At 65.5% G+C, this 17,876-nt stretch carries 18 protein-coding genes; 6 read left to right on the top strand and 12 right to left on the bottom strand.

Annotation, left to right across the window (positions count from 1 at the left end):
* Positions 1–10 precede the first annotated feature (10 nt).
* Together QI450_RS01680 and QI450_RS01675 are read right to left on the bottom strand one after the other, a co-directional pair.
* Complete coding sequence (locus QI450_RS01680; RefSeq protein ID WP_226776379.1) at positions 11–886, bottom strand: FHA domain-containing protein; 876 nt, start codon at positions 884–886, stop codon at positions 11–13.
* 2 nt (positions 887–888) lie between these two features.
* Positions 889–1,149: a hypothetical protein gene (locus QI450_RS01675; RefSeq protein WP_226776378.1), complete on the bottom strand. Its 261-nt coding sequence runs from the start codon at positions 1,147–1,149 to the stop codon at positions 889–891.
* Positions 1,150–1,362: 213 nt separating this feature from the next.
* Here QI450_RS01675 and QI450_RS01670 point away from each other — a divergent pair, with 213 nt between their 5' ends.
* The 3 genes from QI450_RS01670 (at position 1,363) to QI450_RS01660 (ending at position 3,995) form a co-directional block, all read left to right on the top strand.
* Entirely contained in the window at positions 1,363–2,073 is a 711-nt protein-coding gene (locus QI450_RS01670) for a response regulator transcription factor (protein WP_226776377.1), read from the top strand.
* 5 nt (positions 2,074–2,078) lie between these two features.
* Positions 2,079–3,584 carry an ATP-binding protein gene (locus QI450_RS01665; RefSeq protein WP_226776458.1) on the top strand — a complete coding sequence of 502 codons (1,506 nt, stop codon included), beginning with the start codon at positions 2,079–2,081 and terminating at the stop codon, positions 3,582–3,584.
* A 123-nt stretch (positions 3,585–3,707) separates the two neighbouring features.
* The gene (locus QI450_RS01660) at positions 3,708–3,995 is read left to right on the top strand and encodes a WXG100 family type VII secretion target (protein ID WP_226776376.1); all 288 of its coding nucleotides are present in this window, start codon (positions 3,708–3,710) and stop codon (positions 3,993–3,995) included.
* A gap of 43 nt (positions 3,996–4,038) precedes the next feature.
* Here QI450_RS01660 and QI450_RS01655 read toward each other — a convergent pair whose 3' ends face one another.
* The 6 genes from QI450_RS01655 to QI450_RS01630 form a co-directional block, all read right to left on the bottom strand.
* Positions 4,039–5,004, bottom strand: coding sequence for a ribonuclease HI family protein (locus QI450_RS01655; RefSeq protein WP_226776375.1), 966 nt, complete (start codon positions 5,002–5,004; stop codon positions 4,039–4,041).
* Positions 5,005–5,152: 148 nt separating this feature from the next.
* Complete coding sequence (gene groL / locus QI450_RS01650; protein ID WP_226776374.1) at positions 5,153–6,790, bottom strand: chaperonin GroEL; 1,638 nt, start codon at positions 6,788–6,790, stop codon at positions 5,153–5,155.
* A 317-nt stretch (positions 6,791–7,107) separates the two neighbouring features.
* On the bottom strand, positions 7,108–8,370 hold the full coding sequence (locus QI450_RS01645; protein ID WP_226776457.1) for an ABC transporter substrate-binding protein: 1,263 nt from the start codon (positions 8,368–8,370) through the stop codon (positions 7,108–7,110).
* Positions 8,371–8,462: 92 nt separating this feature from the next.
* Positions 8,463–8,669 carry a cold-shock protein gene (locus QI450_RS01640; protein ID WP_226776373.1) on the bottom strand — a complete coding sequence of 69 codons (207 nt, stop codon included), beginning with the start codon at positions 8,667–8,669 and terminating at the stop codon, positions 8,463–8,465.
* A gap of 185 nt (positions 8,670–8,854) precedes the next feature.
* Entirely contained in the window at positions 8,855–9,475 is a 621-nt protein-coding gene (locus QI450_RS01635) for a LytR C-terminal domain-containing protein (protein ID WP_226776372.1), read from the bottom strand.
* 80 nt (positions 9,476–9,555) lie between these two features.
* Positions 9,556–9,819 (bottom strand): DUF3263 domain-containing protein, encoded by a 264-nt coding sequence (locus QI450_RS01630; protein ID WP_226776456.1) that lies wholly within the window; start codon positions 9,817–9,819, stop codon positions 9,556–9,558.
* Between the two features lie 139 nt (positions 9,820–9,958).
* Between QI450_RS01630 and QI450_RS01625 the strand changes: the two genes are divergently transcribed.
* Positions 9,959–10,765 carry a uracil-DNA glycosylase gene (locus tag QI450_RS01625; protein ID WP_226776371.1) on the top strand — a complete coding sequence of 269 codons (807 nt, stop codon included), beginning with the start codon at positions 9,959–9,961 and terminating at the stop codon, positions 10,763–10,765.
* Between the two features lie 38 nt (positions 10,766–10,803).
* Positions 10,804–11,643 (top strand): siderophore-interacting protein, encoded by an 840-nt coding sequence (locus QI450_RS01620; RefSeq protein WP_226776370.1) that lies wholly within the window; start codon positions 10,804–10,806, stop codon positions 11,641–11,643.
* A 10-nt stretch (positions 11,644–11,653) separates the two neighbouring features.
* Here the strand turns inward: QI450_RS01620 and QI450_RS01615 are convergent, their stop codons facing one another.
* On the bottom strand, positions 11,654–13,150 hold the full coding sequence (locus tag QI450_RS01615) for a threonine/serine exporter family protein (RefSeq protein ID WP_226776369.1): 1,497 nt from the start codon (positions 13,148–13,150) through the stop codon (positions 11,654–11,656).
* Positions 13,151–13,183: 33 nt separating this feature from the next.
* The gene (locus tag QI450_RS01610) at positions 13,184–14,257 is read right to left on the bottom strand and encodes a peptidoglycan bridge formation glycyltransferase FemA/FemB family protein (protein WP_226776368.1); all 1,074 of its coding nucleotides are present in this window, start codon (positions 14,255–14,257) and stop codon (positions 13,184–13,186) included.
* Positions 14,258–14,372: 115 nt separating this feature from the next.
* On the opposite strand from QI450_RS01610, the gene QI450_RS01605 reads away from it, so the two are divergent.
* Positions 14,373–14,927, top strand: a complete 555-nt coding sequence (locus tag QI450_RS01605; protein ID WP_226776367.1) for a TspO/MBR family protein — start codon at positions 14,373–14,375, stop codon at positions 14,925–14,927.
* 1 nt (position 14,928) lies between these two features.
* Here QI450_RS01605 and QI450_RS01600 read toward each other — a convergent pair whose 3' ends face one another.
* Entirely contained in the window at positions 14,929–16,350 is a 1,422-nt protein-coding gene (locus QI450_RS01600) for an L-serine ammonia-lyase (RefSeq protein WP_226776366.1), read from the bottom strand.
* 201 nt (positions 16,351–16,551) lie between these two features.
* Positions 16,552–17,859, bottom strand: coding sequence for a serine hydroxymethyltransferase (gene glyA, locus QI450_RS01595; RefSeq protein ID WP_282468158.1), 1,308 nt, complete (start codon positions 17,857–17,859; stop codon positions 16,552–16,554).
* Positions 17,860–17,876: the final 17 nt, after the last annotated feature.

Here is a 17,876-nt window from a genome sequence, read left to right as displayed (position 1 = left end):
GGTACCCGGGCTATCGGGTGTACGTAGACCCGTCCCGTTCCAGGGCGCCGGTACGCGGGTCCCGCTGGGGACGCTGGTAGGCGAACTCGCCGCCGCTGCGGCCGCCGAAGGGGCGCCCGTGATCAGCAAATTCTTCCCGGAAGAACGCCAGACACCACTGACCCATTTGGAGGCGGGCGCCGGTGCGCAGCACCGAGGAAGATCCCGGACCGAAGCTTCCGGTGACTTTGCCGTGCCGGACCAGGACGTATTCGTCCTGGTCATTGTGGACTATTTCCGCATGCACGCCGTCGAGTCCGGGAAGCTGCAGTTCGGCGGATTCGTCACTGCCGATGCGCACCCGGTCCGCAGCAAGGCTAAATACCCGGGGTACCTGGCCGTTCCAGGCCTGCGCGTCCTGCACAAAGATCAGCCGGGGCTGTCCGCCGCCGCGGGTGTAGTGGGTGGTGGTAATGCGGCGGGCAATCCTGCGCTTGACGGTCGGCAGCAGCGGGAACAGGGTCCCGGGGGGAAGCAGCGAAAACTTGCGGGCCGGCGCACGCCGGCCCCGTTTCAGCAGCGGCGCCAGTGCTCCCAGCTTTCCCAGCTTGATGTGGGGTGACCTGGTGATCACACGCTGCGAGGCCGGCACGTCGAGGGCTCCGAGGCTGATGATTCTGCCCTGGGGCCCCTCGACAATCACCGTCAGGCCCTGCTCTGACAACGTTTTGGCCAAAGGCCTGATGTCGCCGAGCGAAGGCATCCGCTGCGACAGGAGGGCATCCATGCCGTCCAGGGCGACAACCACTTCGCTGCCGGCCGCCGTCACCGATCCGCGAGCCTGTTCCCCGGTTGCGTCCTGGAGGGAAAAGTCCAGATTGATGTCGGCCCGGAAGCGCGGGGCCATGGTCAGCTCCTGTTCTCGTCGGAACCCAAAGCGTCCTTATCGCTGGTGGTCACTCGAAGGCTTCCGTTCAGCTTCCAGGTGGCTCGCGGCGCGTCCGGGCCGATGTCGCGGGGAACTTCGATGGACATATCAATGAAGTTGTAGTTGATGGCAGCGCCTTTGCCGGTCAGATACGACCACATCTCCTCGGCTAGATCCGCCCAGTCGCGGATACTCCGGTCCGCAGGTCCGGCGCTGTCCAATGGGTTGCTCTCAGTCGTCACTTTGTGTCCTCTTCATTGAGTACCGCCCAAGCCGCCGCGGCAGAGTGTTTTCGATAAGGTCACTCTACTGTCGGTGCCCTTACAGGGGAATGGTATTGCCCAGCGGACTGACACTCCGACCGTGTCCGCGCCTGCCGCCGGCGGCCCCCGTACACACTCAACACACATTCATCATTCAGAAAACTCCCAGATTCTGGGAGGATCATGGGAACCATGAAAAAGAACGGTCCCGAAGCCAAGCTGCTCGTCGTCGATGATGAACCAAACATCCGCGAGCTGCTCTCTACCTCGCTGCGCTTTGCCGGCTTTGAAGTCGTCTCGGCGTCCAACGGCCGCGAGGCCCTGGCGGCCGCGGAACTCCATGCCCCGGACCTGGCGGTCCTGGACGTGATGCTGCCCGATATGGACGGCTTTACCGTCACCAGGCGGCTACGCGCGGCAGGAAAGCACTTTCCCGTCCTTTTTCTGACCGCCAAGGACGACACCGAAGACAAGGTCATGGGGCTGACGGTGGGCGGCGACGACTATGTCACCAAACCGTTCAGCCTCGACGAGGTCGTGGCACGGATCCGTGCTGTTCTTCGCCGCACGCAGCCCCTGCAGGATGACGATGCGGTGATCCGCGTCGACGACCTGGAGCTCGACGACGACGCCCACGAAGTCCGCCGCGGCGGGACGGTGATCGAGTTGTCCCCCACCGAATTCAAGCTCCTGCGGTACCTCATGCTCAACCCCAACCGGGTGCTGTCCAAGGCCCAGATCCTGGACCACGTTTGGGAATACGACTTCAACGGAGACGCCTCGATCGTTGAGTCTTACATCTCCTACCTGCGCCGCAAGGTGGACATCGATCCCGACGCGCCGGCCCTCATCCAGACCAAACGGGGTGTGGGCTACGTGCTGCGGACGGCCGAGAAGCGCTGACCTTGTTGCTCGACCGTTGGAAGTCGGCATCGCTGAGGTCACAGCTGGTCGCCATCATGACCGCCCTGATGCTGGTGGCCCTCACTGCCACCGGCGCAGGAACCCTGACCCTGCTGCACAGCTACCTCCAGGGGCAGGTCGATGACAAGCTCCGGGCCGCCGTCGCCTCGGTCCGGCAGCAACAGTCCTTTAGCCAGCTGCAGGACCAGAACCAGAACATCCCTACCGACTACTCGCTGATGCTGTTCGCGCCGGGACAGAAGCCTGTGCCGTTCGGCGGAGACAAGGAAATACACCCGGAAATCACCGGTATCAGCCCCGCAGATGTTGTCGGTCTCCAGCAGGTCCCGTTCCAGGTCCGCGGAACGGACGGGCACAACTGGCGGGTGGTCGCCCTCAACGTCGTCGACAGCAACGAGCGAACCTCCGTCGTTGTCATCGGCCTGCCCTTGTGGCCGGTCGATTCCGTGATGGAACACGCGGTGCTGGTGGTCGTCGGCGTCGGGCTGCTGACCCTTATCCTGGCCTTTTTCATCGCCACGTGGAGCATCTCCCGGTCCTTCCGGCCGCTGGCCCGGGTCGAAAAAACGGCTGCAGCCATTGCGGCCGGCGATCTCTCCCGGCGTGTCGACGTCGACACGCCCCACACTGAGGTGGGCCGGCTCGGCACCTCCCTTAACGCCATGCTGGCCCACATTGAAACTGCCTTCGCCGACCGGATGGCCTCGGAAGCAAAGATGCGCCGCTTCGCCGCCGACGCCTCCCATGAACTGCGCACCCCCCTCGTAACGATCCGCGGCTTCTCCGAGCTGTACCGGCAAGGCGCCCTCGCCACACCGGCGGACGTGGCGACGGCTATGGGACGAATCGAAAGCGAAGCCAAGCGGATGGGGTCCATGGTGGAGGACCTGCTGCTGCTCGCCAGGATCGACGAGCAGCGCCCGTTGCAGCAGAAGCCTGCCGATCTGCTGCTGATCGCCAATGACTCCGTTGTTGACACCCAGGCGAGCGACCGCGGACGCACCATCTCACTGGCCGGGCTCGAGGGCCGTCCGCCGGCACCGGCGCCGGTCATCGGCGACGAGGCTAAATTGCGGCAGGTCGTGGGGAATCTGGTGGGCAACGCCCTGCGCTACACGCCCGAGGGAACGCCGATCGAACTTGCCGTCGGCGTACGGACCGCCGCTGACGGCAGCCGGCAGTCCGTGATCGAGGTCCGCGACCACGGCCCGGGGGTTCCCGACGAGGAAGCCGCGAGGATCTTTGAGCGGTTTTACCGGGCGGACACTTCCCGAACGCGGGAGACCGGTGGCAGCGGCCTGGGACTGGCTATTGTCGCGGCCATTGTCGGCTCGCATGCCGGCACGGTCAGGGCCGCGAAGACCGACGGCGGCGGGGCAACCCTGGTGGTCAGCCTGCCGTATCTGGACGGGGTGGCGGCGGACGACGGTTCGGCCGACCGCACGGCCGCCGGTGAAACGGCCTCCTCCGGTGGCGGTTCCGGGAACTAGGCTTTTCGCGATCGTTGCGGCCTTATCCACATAAGCGGGCCACCCGCTTCCGGGGACCTGATGGATTTCCTAGGCTCGGGGTGACCGGATATCCCGGAGCATCCACTGCAGAGAGGTCATCCCATGAGCATTATCTCCGTCGATACTGAACTCCTCGAGCTCAAGTCGGCAACCGTCAAAGCCACGGTCGACCGGATCAGCGCCGACGTACAGGCAATGAAAAGCGGGCTCGATGAGCTGCAGGCTACCTGGCGCGGCGCGGCGGCCACCAACTTCCAGGTCTTGGTGTCCGAGTGGACCCTCACGCAGGGAAAAGTCGAGGCGTCGCTGGCCTCCATCAACCTGGCACTGAACTCCGCCGCAGCGAGCTACGCCCAAGCCGAGCTGAACAACACCCAACGTTTCAGTTGACCGGCCGTGCCCGTCAGAGCGGGCTTCAGCCCCTTGCGCGGGTTCAGGCTTCGGGAGTGCCCTGGTGGAAGCGCAGACGCCATTGCGCCCCGTCTTGGACCCACAGGGAGCTGCGCAGGGCTGCTGCGGCCCGGGTGTGGCTGCGGTACGTCAACAGGACTGTGTGCTCTCCCACCCGGTCTGCTCCCAGTACCTCCATCTCGACGGCGCCATCGGGGCGCTCTTGGAGGGACATCATCACGGCGTCCCGCGTCCAGATCCGGCCCGAGCTGCCAATCTCCGTGTAGTCCGGGTGCAGCAGCACTCCCGTGCGTCCGACGTCGGCGCGTGTGTCCGGGCGCAGCAACTCGCGTTCGAGTGCCTCGACGATCGCTTCCGGGCTCGCGTCAATGCCGGGTGCGGGCATTGCGTCCCCGTCGAGCTCGCTGAAGAGGTCCGGTTCGTCAAAAACGGACGCCTCAGCGAGAACCCGCTGCTGGCGGGCCGCCGCCGATTGGGGCACCGTCCGCCCGGTTGTGGGCGGCGCTGCGGCTGCGGTGTTCTCGGAACCGAACCCGGGACCCTGACGGACTGCAACACCCTGCTGGTAGGCCGTCGCAGCGGCCCGGGCCCGGTCATCCGCCGCCTCGTTAAGATCATGCCCGGCGTGGCCGCGCACCCATTCGAAGGTGTACTTGCGGCCCACCAGGGCCTGGTCAATTTCCTTGAGCAACTCCACATTCATCACCGGCTTGCCGTCGGCTTTGCGCCAGCCCTTGCGCTTCCATCCTGGCATCCACTTGGTGACGGAATTAATGACGTACTGGCTGTCGCAGAGGATGTGCAGATCCTCGCCGGACAGATGCGCGGTCGAGCGCACCAGGTCCAGCACTGCCATAAGCTCGCCCATGTTGTTGGTGCCGTGCGGCCATCCCCCGGCCCGCCAGCAGTCATCGTCCACGTACCAGGCCCACCCGGCCGGGCCGGGATTTCCTAAAGCCGAACCGTCGGCTGCTGCTGTAATTGTCACTGCACCATCCTGCCAGACCCGCACCGGCGTCGGCGCCCCCGCAGGGGTGGTTGGGCACTTACGCCGACGGCGGCCCCGCCCGAAGGAGGGACCGCCGTCGTGCTACGCACATTTCAGGGCCGAGGTTCCGGCCCCGGCAGTCGGTTGGTTAGAAACCGCCCATGCCGCCCATGCCGCCCATGTCGTCGCCGCCACCCATGGCCGGAGCGTTCTTCTCCGGCTTGTCGGCCACAACGGCCTCGGTGGTGAGGAACAGGCCGGCAATGGATGCCGCGTTCTGCAGTGCAGAGCGGGTGACCTTGACCGGGTCGTTGATGCCGGCAGCCAGCAGGTCGACGTATTCGCCGGTTGCAGCGTTCAGGCCGTGGCCTGCGGGCAGGCCGCGGACCTTGTCGACCACAACGCCGGGCTCGAGGCCGGCGTTGAAGGCGATCTGCTTCAGCGGAGCGTCGATGGCAACGCGGACGATGTTCGCGCCGGTTGCTTCGTCACCCGTGAGGTTCAGGTTGGCGAAAGCCTTGAGGCCGGCCTGGATCAGGGCAACACCACCGCCGGCGACGATGCCCTCTTCAACAGCAGCCTTCGCGTTGCGGACAGCGTCTTCGATGCGGTGCTTGCGTTCCTTGAGCTCGACCTCGGTTGCGGCACCGGCCTTGATGACTGCAACGCCGCCGGCCAGCTTGGCCAGCCGCTCCTGCAGCTTCTCGCGGTCGTAGTCCGAATCGGAGTTCTCGATCTCGGAACGGATCTGGGAGACGCGGCCGGCGATCTGGTCGGCGTCGCCTGCCCCCTCGACGATGGTGGTCTCGTCCTTGGTCACAGTGACCTTGCGGGCGCGGCCCAGGAGTTCGAGTCCGGCGGTCTCAAGCTTGAGGCCGACTTCCTCGGAGATGACCTGGCCGCCGGTGAGGATGGCGATATCGGCAAGCTGCGCCTTGCGGCGGTCACCGAAGCCCGGAGCCTTGACGGCAACGGACTTGAAGGTGCCACGGATCTTGTTGACGATCAGGGTGGCCAGGGCCTCGCCCTCGATGTCTTCGGCAATGATCAGCAGCGGCTTGGAGGACTGCATGACCTTTTCGAGGACAGCAACCAGTTCCTTGACGTTGGAGATCTTGGAGTTGACGATCAGGATGTAGGGATCCTCGAGGACCGTTTCCTGGCGCTCAGCGTCGGTGACGAAGTAAGCGGAGATGTAGCCCTTATCAAAGCGCATGCCTTCGGTGAGCTCCAGCTCCAGGCCGAAGGTGTTCGACTCCTCGACGGTGATGACACCTTCCTTGCCGACCTTATCCAGGGCCTCGGCAATCAGGGCGCCAATCTCGTTGTCACCGGCAGAGATGGACGCGGTGGCGGCAATCTCTTCCTTGGTTTCGATTTCCTTGGCGGAGGCCAGGAGCTCGCGGGTGACGGCTTCAACAGCCTTTTCGATGCCGCGCTTGAGGGACAGGGGATCAGCTCCGGCCGCGACGTTGCGCAGGCCTTCCTTGACCAGGGCCTGAGCCAGCACGGTAGCGGTGGTGGTTCCGTCGCCAGCGACGTCATCCGTCTTCTTGGCAACTTCCTTGACCAGCTCGGCGCCGATCTTTTCGTAAGGATCATCCAGCTCGATCTCCTTGGCGATGGAAACACCATCGTTGGTGATCGTGGGGGCGCCCCACTTCTTTTCGAGGACGACGTTGCGTCCACGCGGGCCGAGGGTGACCTTGACGGCGTCGGCGAGGATGTTCAGGCCCCGCTCAAGGCCGCGGCGTGCCTCTTCATCAAATGCAATGATCTTGGCCATAACGGCAGTAGTCCTTTCGGGACAGTCGTTAAGAATGAACCTATGCTGCGGTGCCCGCGACGGACGATCCTTGCCCGGCGGCCTCTGTATGCCGCCAGGCCAGGGATCTCACCCCAACCAGGTATTTCTCTCGCTCCCGGCCCGGCTGCCTCAACTCCGCAGCCGGGCGAACCGGGCGTCGTTTTAGCAGTCAATGCGCAGGAGTGCTAACTCAATAATTAGCACTCCCCCGGGGAGAGTGCAAGCAGTAGGCTCGCCGAAAAGCTGCTGTCGGCCAACTGGCACCGTTCCGCAACGACGCAATACGCTACGGGCGATCACTTCCCGCTGCTGCCCGCCGTTTCGCTGCCGCTCATGGTTGCCGTGTTGTCCGGTCCGTAGGTGTAGAGAACGTAGTTTGCGGAGCTGACGTCACCGTGGGCATCGAAAGTGATCCGCCCGGATTGGCCGTCGTAGTCGGGACGCTTGCCGGCCCGCAGCGTGTCAAGGCATTCCTGGTAGCTCTTGCACACCTCGGCCGCGCCCGAAGGCCCGGTGCCGCCGGACGTGCCGGCGCTGCCGCCTGAGACCGCCACGAGACCGGCCGCGATGGAGGTGCCGGCGTCATCCTGCGCCGCTGCGGCGGCGATGGCGGCGAGGTTCACGGCGTCGTAAGCCTCCGCGGCAAACGCCATGTCCTTCAGCCCGGGATCCACGGAGACCAGCTCGCCCTGGAATTTTGCGGAGGCGAAAGTTCCCGGCAGGATCCCGCGGGCACCGTCGAGGGCGCTGGAGCCGAGTCCTGGACCGTACTGGTTGACAGCCCCGTCGGCGAGGATGAGCTTCTTTCCGGCAACTCCGGCGTTGTTCAGCTCGGCGATGGCGCCTTGGGCGGCTGCGCGCGAAATCAGCACGACGGCATCTGGAGCCGCGGCCTTGACGGCAGCCGCCGCCTGCTGCGCCTGTCCCGGGGCGAACCCGACGACGGCGGCGGTCCCGAGGCCGGACGCCTTGGCCGCGGCTGCCACGGCGTTGGCTACGTCCTTTCCGTAGCTGCCTTCTTCGTACACCACGCCGATGGTTGCGGCGCCACCGTCCTTGGCGAGCTTAACGAGGACGGGTGCCTGTGCGATGTCGGCCGCCGAAGTCCGGAAATAGAAGCCCTTACTTGGATAACTGCTGAGGCCGCTGGCGGAATTTGCTGGTGAAATCACGGCAATCCTGGCAGCGGACAGGACATCGATGGCGGCCGGCGCCCTGCTGGAATCCGTTGGACCGATAACTACGTCGGCTTTGGCGGCCACCAGCGCCTTGGCCTGCGCTGCCGTGTCACCACTGATTGTTGCCGGCAGCAGTTCCACCGGTTTGCCCTTGTGCCCGCCGGCGGCATTGATCTCCCTGACGGCCAGTTGCGCCGCCGCCTGTTGGGGGGCGTTAAGGAAATTCTGCGCCCCGGTATTGTCCAGGATCAACCCGATGCGCAGGGTGCCGTCACCGCTCGCTTCTGCCGGTTCAACGCGGGCGCCCCCGGCCGGGCCCAGGCAGGCGGTGGTGGTCAACGCGGCCACAGCAGCCACCACGGCCGCTCGTCCCAGCCGCAGCGTGGCCAGCCGGCGGGCGACAGTGCCGGCGTCGGCCCGTCGAGCGGACACGTCGTGGCCTGGGCCGCTGGACGCCTGCGGTGCGGTGTCCGTCACGGGGCGGGCCTGACGCTTTCGGCCTGCGGGCCCTTCTCGCCCTCGCCGACTTCGAGCTCCACACGCTGGCCCTCCGCCAGGGAACGTTGGCCGTCCCCCGCAACGGCAGACCAGTGCACAAAGACGTCTGCGCCGGAGCTGTCTACGGTGATAAAGCCGTAGCCCTTTTCGGCGTTAAACCACTTGACGGTTCCCAATGCCATGGTGTCCACACTTTCAGTTGCCCAGCGGGCGCCCCAGCATCCGCCGGGCCGCGGAGTGCTAAAAACTAAGTCCGCAAGTACTGTACCCGCAGCTTTATGCTGCCGCGCAGCCCGGAGGCGTCGCTGCCGGTCAATAGTTATTTAGGCGTAATCGGAACAGCTATCTAAGGCGCAATCGGACCGGGTTACGCGAATCCGGGCGCCAGGACAACAACGAGTGGCAGCTGGAATTCGGCGGAATCCACCACGCTCGGGATGCCCAGGAGTTGGCCAAGGGCCTCGGCATTGTCCTTCTGCCCGACCCCGTTGTAGAAGACCACCGAGCGCTGCTGCGGCAATCCGCCCCAGTTTCCGAGCGCGCCGACAGTCCAGCCGGCGGTGGAAACGGTTCCGCCCACCCGGTTCGCCAGCCCTGCCGTGGCGGTGCCGTTGAAGATGGCCACGGGCTGGGTTTTGTCGATGGCTGCGGCCGGGGTGGTGGCTGCGGGAGTCGCAGCCGGCGACTCGCTGGCCGGCGGGCTGGAAGGGGCTTCGCTGGAGGCAGCAGTGGCGGCAGGGACGGCAGATGCAGCGGCGCTGCTGCCGCTCTGCCCGACTGCTGCCTGCGTGCTGTCGGCAGCGGAGGAGAAGCCGGTCTTCGGCAGAAAAATGAACGCGACGAGGCCAATGGCCAAGGCCGCGGCGCCGGCGCCCAGGATCGGGCCCAGGCGGCGGCGGTGGCGTGATTCGGCGACCGTCCGGTGGACACCTTGGCGTGCGGAGGTCTCCGGGACCCGATCGAATTCATCCCGAGCGTATTTGGTCATGGTAGAACGATGTCCTTGCTGATTTCTGACGAACCGGCCGCGCTTGCTGGCGCGCAGCAATGTGCGCATCCGGCAGTGATTTACGCGTCTGAGCCCAAGCGGCGGGCAGTGCGCGCACGTTGGCGTGACGTACGTAGTCTACGCAGTCTCTTCACCAACATCGGATCATGGGCCAGTGCATCCTCGGTGTCGATAAGGGCGTTGAGGATCTGATAATAGTGGGTGGCGGACAGATCGAAGAGTTCGCGGATGGCTTGTTCTTTGGCGCCGGCGTATTTCCACCACTGCCGTTCCAACGCCAGCATTTGCTGGTCCCGGCTGCTCAGCGGCGACTCCGGGTTGATCCCGGCGACAGGAGATTCTGCCCTCGAAAGGTGCTCTTGTGCTTGTTCGGCCACGACACGCTCCCTGGCTGGATCCGATGAAAAGTATCCCCCCATGCTACGGGCGAATAACACCCTTGTCATTTGCCGGCCTGCAAGAATGGGCTCTGTGCATGACTCCGACTTCCCTTCCTCCGATGCCCTTTTCGAGCTGGAGCCCACAGCGGGCCAGGCCGCGGGTTTTAGTGAGTTGGCCCGCCTGCCCCTGGATGAGCTCGTCGCCGACGACTGGGCTGAGGCCCTGGCCCCGGTCGAGGGGCAATTGCGGGACGTCCTGGCCTACCTGGGCCGGGAGTCTTCCGGCGGTCACAACGTCTTGCCGGCTCCGTCAAAGGTGCTGCGGGCCTTCCGGCAGCCTCTGGCGGAAGTCCGGGTGCTGATTCTGGGCCAGGACCCGTATCCGACGCCGGGCCATGCCGTTGGGCTGTCCTTCGCCGTCGACGGCGCCACTCGGCCCATCCCCCGCAGTCTGGCCAACATCTACAAGGAGCTTCACGCCGATCTGGGGCTGCCCGCGCGGATCCACGGTGACCTCGGCCCTTGGTCCGATCAAGGGGTGCTGCTGCTCAACAGGGTCCTCAGCGTCCGGGCCGGGGCGGCTGGCTCGCACCGGAACAAGGGTTGGGAAGCCATTACAGCGGCGGCAATCACCGCCGTCGCCAAGCGCACAACAGCCGGCGGCGCACCCGCCCCGCTGGTGGCAATCCTCTGGGGCAGGCACGCCGAGGCTGTCCGCCCGCTGCTGTCTTCCACGCCCGTGATCGCCAGCGCCCACCCGAGTCCGCTCTCGGCGTCACGGGGATTCTTCGGCTCCCGGCCCTTTAGCCGCGCCACCACGCTGCTCCGCGAACAAGGCGGCGCAACTGTGGAATGGGAACTGCCTCCGCTGCCCGGGCCGGCTCCCTAGCCAGGTTTCCGCCAGCGGCTTTGGCTAGGCTTAGCCCCATGACCTCAGTCCCCGCCGCCACCTCGGCCACCCGCAAATCCCGTCCGCAGACCAACCTCACCGTCCTGCGCCGTGAAGAGCTCTCCCCCCACATGGTGCGGATCATTGCCGGCGGGCCCGGATTTGCCGGCTACGAGAACAACTCCTATACGGACCGCTACGTCAAGATCGTGTTTCCGCAGCCCGGCATCGATTACCCGCAACCGCTTGACCTGTGGGAGATCCGGGCAACGATGCCGCGCGATCAGTGGCCGCACACCAGGACCTACACGGTCCGCTGGGTCGACTCGGCGGCCGGGGAACTCGCCATCGACTTCGTGATCCACGGTGACGAAGGCCTCGCCGGTCCGTGGGCGGCATCCGCCCGGCCCGGTGACGCCCTGATATTCACCGGGCCGGGCGGCGGCTACAACCCGGACCCGGCCGCGGACTGGTTCCTGTTCGCCGGCGACGAATCCGCGTTGCCGGCCATCGGGGCCTCGATCGAATCGTTGCCGGCCGAAGCCCGCGGCCTGGCCTTTCTGGAGGTGGACAGCGACGCCGACATTCAGGCCATTAGGGCGCCCGCCGGTCTGGAGCTGCGCTGGCTGCTGCGCAGCAGCGTGCCGGCCGGGGCCAGCGAACTACTGCCTGCCGCGATCAGTGCTGCGAGCTGGCCAGCCGGCAGGGTCCAGGTCTTTGCGCATGGCGAACGCGGCGCCATGAAGAGCCTGCGGGACGTGTTCTACGCCGAGCGCGGGCTGGAGCGTTCCCAGGTTTCGCTGTCCGGCTACTGGGCGAAGGGCAGGGTGGAGGACGACTTCCAGGCCGAGAAGAAGCTCCCCATCGGTAAGATCTAGCGCGCAGGATCTAACGGCGCCGCGCCCGGCGTCGTTCGTTGCTCGCCAGGCTGCGGGTCAGCGGACGGGCCAGCGTGTCGCCGAGTACGATGCCGGCCGCCACCCCGAAAACGATTGCCCCGGCATTAAGCATGCCCCCGGCACCCAGCAGGATCTCCGACGTCTCAATCGTTAATACATACATGGACCGGAATATGGTGAGGCCGGGCAGGAGAATCAGCGCGGCTGGCACCGCCACCACCAACTGCGGGGCGCCCATCCGCAGCGCCACTACCCGGGCCAGCAGTCCGATAACAACAGCTGCCAGTGCGGGCGAAAAGCGCGATCCGATGCCTAATGCCTCTCCGCCATTCAGGATCAGGTACCCCACAACGCCGACGGCCGCCGTCGGCAGCAGCAGGCTCGGGCTGGTCTGTTCGGTGATGCCGATCATCAGCACCGCGATGGCGATCAGAATGACCACTACCCACAGCTCATACGCCGGCGGGAATGTTTTGGTGACGTCGATGGATTCCATCCCCGTCCTGTCCCCCACCACAAAACCCACAGCGAGGCCGGCGACCAGGGCGCCGAAGGTCAGCACTGTGGAGAGGAAACGGCCGGCGGCCGTGACCGGAAAGCCATTGATCGCGTCCTGCACCGAGGAGACCAGCCGTCCGGTCGGCAAAAGCAGCAGGATGCCGCCCACCACCACAATCTCGGGGGCGATCTGGATTCCCGCCAAGCCGCCGAAGCGCCCCAGGAGCAGGGCCATAAAGGTGACCAGGAACGAACACGCCGCCGTGATAAAGAAATCCGGCGTCCGCCAGCGGCTCAGCTGCCGGGCCAGCAAACTGACCATCAGGTTCGAGGCAAAGGCCACCACTGAGCCGCCGATTCCGCCGCCCAGGACCCCGACGAAAACGGCAGCGAAGACCCCGAACGCCACCGTGACCATCCAGCGGGGGAAGGGTTTGGCGCTGCGGGTGATCTCTTCCAGCCGTCGCACGGCCTCGTCACGGCCCACACCGCCGGCTACGAGTTCGGTGACTAGCTGGTGCACCTGGGAGAGCCCGGCGTAGTTGTTCGTCCAGGACCGCACCACACGCAGCAACGTAATCGGAGTCTGTTCCTTGGGCGCATAGTTGATGGCCACGGACTGGTTGGTGATGTCCACTTCGATGTTTTTGAGGCCCAGCGCAGCCGTGACGGCGATAATGCTGGTTTCAACTTCGAGGGCGCCGGCACCGTACCGGAACATCGATTCGGCCAGGTGCAGCGCGAAGTCGATGGTCTTGCGGGCCGACGCGTCCACCCCGCCCACCTGAATCATCGGGTTGGCGTAGGGGCTGCCGGCGAGGCGGTCCACGATGCTCATGGGAGCGGTCGGCGGGTTCTCCCCCTGGACAAGTCTGCGCAGCATCCGCTTGGCCGCGGCATTCTGGCGCACTTGCGTGGGCGAGAGCGGCTCGGTCCTGGGCAATCCGTCGGTGTGCGGCCGACGGCGGCCGGCGGGTTCCTGGGTCATTCCGGCGTCCTCAAATTCTCCGTGTCAGCCGTTTTAGTAGAACTGCTGGCCCGTGCGGCGGGTATAGAGCTGGCGGGCGACGCGTTCCCCCGCGGCCATCCAGGCCTTGTATTTCAACGGGCTGAGGACCTGGTCGTAGCAGCCAACGAAGTCGGTCACCGTTTTGCTGAAGCTGGTTTTGAACAGGCCCAGGCCGTGGAACGGGTTGGACGTGTCCTTCAGCTGATCGCTGGGGGGTGTGCCGCAGAAATCGTATTCGGTGCAGCCGAGCTCCCTGAGCTGCTGGATGGCCGTCCACTGCACCAGATGGGAATCACCGTACTGGTTTCGCTTCTGCAGCGAGCCGCCGTCTTTGTAGGTGCCCTTTCGGCCGTAGTTGACCACAAAGGCGCCCACCGACGGGAGACCGTTCTCGTAGACAAACATCAGCCGCCCCTGGCCACGGTTGATGAAGTTGGTCCAGAACTGGCGGTAATACCCGTATTCGCGGACCCGGACCTGGGACTTGGCCTCCACGGTGTTTGTCATCAGCGCGTACATGGCGCGGAAGTTCTCCTCGGTGGGATCCACTTTGTGGACTTCCACGTCCTCCCGGATGGCGCGCCGGACGGCGTTACGGCCCCGCGAGTGCAGGTTCCGCAACAGCTGGTTCTCCTCGGGGGAGATATCCAGCAGCGCCGTCGAGTCGTTGGGCTGCAGGTTGTGGCTCTTGCGGAGCCCGGCGCCTTCGAAAATCCGACGGGCTTCGTCGGAGCGGACGATGTCCGGCTCGATCTTGATGGCAAAGACCCCCAGCCGGGCACGTTGTACGAACTCGGCGTTGGCTGCGGTGATGCCGGGGATGTCTTCGGCGGAGGCGACATCTGGGCCCTTGATCAGGTACCAGAGCTTGCCGAGCAACGGGACGGACTTCTCCAGGATGAGGTTGTAGCTGGAATAGTCAGCGCTCTCGTAGACCAGGTGCCGGGGTTTCCAGCCGAAGTTTTGCTTAACCTCAGCGAAGGCCTCCGATTGCAGGAGATTGCCGCCATTGGGGTTCGCAGTGACGTGGCTATCCCAGTTGGCGATCTCTTCGGCAGAGGCAAAGCGGGCGGTGAATTCACGCAAGGGTGCAACATCCAATCATTGCGGTTCGAGCATCGGCGGCATGCGGGCATGCACGTTCAAGTCTATCCGTCCGGGTCAATGCTCCTGCCCGGAACCAAGCCGCTAGGCTGGACGTATGGCGCCAGTTGAGCAACCACTAAGATTAGGATCCGAGCACCGGGAACTTGCCGCCGGTACACGCCGGCCGGCAGTCCAGTTTCCGGGACTATTGGTCTTTTTGGCTGCCTCGGCTGTCGTTGCCGGCCTAGGCGGGCTGGCCACCGCGAACAATGTTAACGGCTGGTACGCCGCCGCTGTCAAAGCCCCCTGGTCTCCGCCGAATTGGGTGTTCGGGCCGGTCTGGACAACCCTGTACATCGCGATGGCCGTGGCCGCCTGGCTGGTCTGGCGCCGCCGGGCGGAGGGCACCAGCGCAGCCCTCGCCGCCTACGCCACGCAACTGGTGTTGAACCTGTTGTGGACTCCGGTCTTCTTCGGCCTGTACCCGGCACTTGGCACACTTGCCCTGTGGATCGCTTTCGGCATCATCGTCGCGCTGTCGGCCGCGGTGGTGGTCACAGTACTCCACTTTGGGCCGATCAGCCGCACGGCAGGACTGCTGATGCTGCCCTACTTCGCCTGGATAATCTTCGCTTCGTCGTTGAATCTTTGGGCGGTGCTGAACAACTAGCTCAGCACTCGACAACGTTCACGGCCAGGCCGCCCATGGCTGTCTCTTTGTACTTGGAGCTCATGTCCTTGCCGGTCTCGCGCATGGTCACGATGACCTCGTCGAGGGACACCCGGTGCGTGCCGTCGCCCCAAAGCGCCATCTTGGCGGCGTTGATGGCCTTCGCCGCGGCGATCGCGTTGCGTTCGATGCACGGGATCTGCACAAGCCCGCCGATGGGGTCGCAGGTCAGGCCGAGGTTGTGTTCCATCGCGATTTCAGCGGCGTTCTCCACCTGTTGCGGGGTACCGCCCATCACTTCGGCCAGGCCGGCCGCGGCCATCGAGGATGCCGATCCCACCTCGCCCTGACAGCCGACCTCGGCGCCGGAGATCGAGGCCTGTTCTTTGTACAGGACACCGATCGCCGCTGCCGTCAGCAGGAACTTGACCACAACGTCGTCGCGGTCGGCCTCGGTGGCTTTGTCCATGCCCGGGGCAAAGTGCAACGCATAGTAGAGGACAGCGGGGATGATGCCGGCGGCGCCGTTGGTGGGGGCGGTGACCACGCGGCCGCCGGAGGCATTTTCCTCGTTCACTGCCAGGGCAATCAGGTTGACCCATTCCTGCCAGTACTTCGGGTCCCGGAAGTCGGGGTCCTGATCCCGGGTTTCTTTCATCAGCCGTTCGTGCCAGTCGGGCGCACGACGGCGGACCTTCAGGCCGCCGGGGAGCAGTCCTTCGCGCTTGAGGCTGACCTGAACGCAGCCGGTCATCACCGAGTAGATGTGCAGAAGGCCTTCCCGGATCTCCGCTTCGGTGCGGGAGGCACGCTCGTTGACGAACATAATCTCGCCGATCGACAGGCCCTTGGACTGGCAGCGGCCCAGCAGCTCCGCTGCCGTTCGGAACGGCAGGGGAAGTTCCTTCTTGGACTCGGCGAGCTCGATCAGGGCGGCGTCCTCCTCGCCTTCGCGGACGATGAAACCGCCGCCCACTGAGAAGAACGTGGCGCTGTGCAGCACGGCGCCGTCGGCGTCCGAAACCGTGAAGGTCATGCCGTTGGTGTGCCGGGGCAGGATGGTGAGCGGGCGCAGGATCATGTCCTTCACCCCGTAGGGCAGCGCCACACCGGTTCCTAAGCCGGCCAGCTGCAGGGTGCCGGTCTCCGCGATCGTGGCCAGCCGCCCCTCCACTTCCTCGGGGAGGATCAGTTCAGGGTGGTAGCCCTCCAGGCCGAGCAGGATCGCCGTCATGGTCCCGTGGCCGTGGCCTGTGGCCGCGAGGGAGCCGTAAAGGTCCACCCGCAGCGATGCCACGCGGCCCAGATCCCGCGAGGTCTTGAGCTCCTCGGCAAACACCGCAGCAGCCCGCATCGGCCCCACGGTGTGCGAACTGGACGGGCCTATTCCTATTGAGAAGAGGTCAAAGACGCCAACAGCCATTACTGAATCCTAACTAGACACTGCGTTCGGGCGGGGCTGGGGTTGGTGGTTGGGCGGGCTCCTCCGCGTGCTCGGTCGACGCCGCTAGCTGAGCGGACGTCGCACGCCCTTAGACGCACGCTTCCGGACCCCACCCAACCACCGTTCGCGACTCACCAAAGCGGCGGCGGGCAAGACCCCGAGGGGCCGGCCCCGGAACCCTTAACCGAGGTTAGCAACCGACGGGTAGAGCGGGTGGGCGGCGGCCAGGGCCTCCACCCGGGCGCGCAGTCCGGACAGGTCCGCGCCGGCGTCGGCGATCAGCGCCTCAGCGATGATATCCGCAACCTCGGCAAAAGCAGCCTCGCCGAAGCCGCGGGTTGCCAGCGCCGGGGTGCCGATCCGCAGTCCGGAGGTGACCATCGGCGGCCGGGGGTCAAACGGGACGGCGTTGCGGTTGACGGTGATGTCGATGTCCGCGAGCCGGTCCTCGGCTTCCTGCCCGTTGAGCTCGCAGTCGCGCAGGTCCACGAGGACCAGGTGCACGTCGGTGCCGCCGGAAATCACGTTGATTCCCTTGGCAGTGACGTCCGGCTGGATTAGGCGCTCGGCCAGGATCCGCGCGCCGGCCAGGACACGTTCCTGGCGCTCCTTGAATTCAGGCGAAGCTGCGATCTTGAAGGCCACAGCCTTGCCGGCGATCACGTGCTCCAGCGGGCCACCCTGTTGACCGGGGAACACTGCGGAGTTGATCTTCTTGGCGATGTCGGCGTCGTTGGTCAGGATGATGCCGCCGCGCGGACCGGCGAGGGTCTTGTGCGTGGTGGAGGTGGTCACGTGCGCGTGCGGCACCGGCGACGGGTGCAGCCCGGCGGCAACCAGCCCGGCGAAATGGGCCATGTCCACCATCAGGTAGGCACCCACCGAGTCGGCAATCCGGCGGAACTCCGCAAAGTCGAGCTGGCGCGCATAAGCGGACCAGCCGGCAACGATCAGGGCCGGCTTGTGCTCCTGGGCCAGTCGCTCGACCTCCGCCATGTCGATCCGGTGGTCATCTTCCCGGACCTGGTAAGGGATCACGTTGTACAGACGACCGGAGAAGTTGATCTTCATGCCATGGGTCAGGTGGCCGCCGTGCGCCAGGTTCAGGCCCATGATCGTGTCACCCGGACGGATCAAGGCGTGCATAACCGAGGCGTTGGCCTGCGCGCCGGAGTGCGGCTGGACATTGGCGTACTCTGCGCCGAACAGGGCTTTGACCCGGTCGATCGCAAGCTGTTCGATCACGTCGACGTGCTCGCAGCCGCCGTAGTACCGCTTGCCGGGGTAGCCCTCTGCGTACTTGTTGGTCAGCACGGAACCCTGCGCCTGCATCACGGCCTTGGCAGTGTGGTTTTCCGAGGCGATCATCTCCAGGCCGTCCCGCTGGCGGGCCAGTTCGGCGTCGATCTTCTTGGCGATCTCCGGATCCAGCACCGACAGCTCCACGTCCAGGCTCGGCGAGACCACCGGTTCGAAGGCCGCTGCGATGCCGGTCGCTGCGCCGC

This window comes from Arthrobacter sp. EM1, from assembly GCF_029964055.1.
Classification (GTDB): Bacteria; Actinomycetota; Actinomycetes; order Actinomycetales; family Micrococcaceae; genus Arthrobacter.
This window is presented reverse-complemented; position numbering and strand designations above follow the sequence as displayed.

What these genes read in the sequence shown, in the direction of transcription:
- QI450_RS01680 (WP_226776379.1), bottom strand. Translation starts at nt 886, where the DNA reads ATGGCCCCGCGCTTCCGGGCCGACATCAATCTGGACTTTTCCCTCCAG.
- QI450_RS01670 (WP_226776377.1), top strand. Translation starts at nt 1,363, where the DNA reads ATGAAAAAGAACGGTCCCGAAGCCAAGCTGCTCGTCGTCGATGATGAA.
- QI450_RS01660 (WP_226776376.1), top strand. Translation starts at nt 3,708, where the DNA reads ATGAGCATTATCTCCGTCGATACTGAACTCCTCGAGCTCAAGTCGGCA.
- groL (WP_226776374.1), bottom strand. Translation starts at nt 6,790, where the DNA reads ATGGCCAAGATCATTGCATTTGATGAAGAGGCACGCCGCGGCCTTGAG.
- QI450_RS01640 (WP_226776373.1), bottom strand. Translation starts at nt 8,669, where the DNA reads ATGGCATTGGGAACCGTCAAGTGGTTTAACGCCGAAAAGGGCTACGGC.
- QI450_RS01635 (WP_226776372.1), bottom strand. Translation starts at nt 9,475, where the DNA reads ATGACCAAATACGCTCGGGATGAATTCGATCGGGTCCCGGAGACCTCC.
- QI450_RS01625 (WP_226776371.1), top strand. Translation starts at nt 9,959, where the DNA reads ATGGGCTCTGTGCATGACTCCGACTTCCCTTCCTCCGATGCCCTTTTC.
- QI450_RS01620 (WP_226776370.1), top strand. Translation starts at nt 10,804, where the DNA reads ATGACCTCAGTCCCCGCCGCCACCTCGGCCACCCGCAAATCCCGTCCG.
- QI450_RS01615 (WP_226776369.1), bottom strand. Translation starts at nt 13,150, where the DNA reads ATGACCCAGGAACCCGCCGGCCGCCGTCGGCCGCACACCGACGGATTG.
- QI450_RS01605 (WP_226776367.1), top strand. Translation starts at nt 14,373, where the DNA reads ATGGCGCCAGTTGAGCAACCACTAAGATTAGGATCCGAGCACCGGGAA.
- QI450_RS01600 (WP_226776366.1), bottom strand. Translation starts at nt 16,350, where the DNA reads ATGGCTGTTGGCGTCTTTGACCTCTTCTCAATAGGAATAGGCCCGTCC.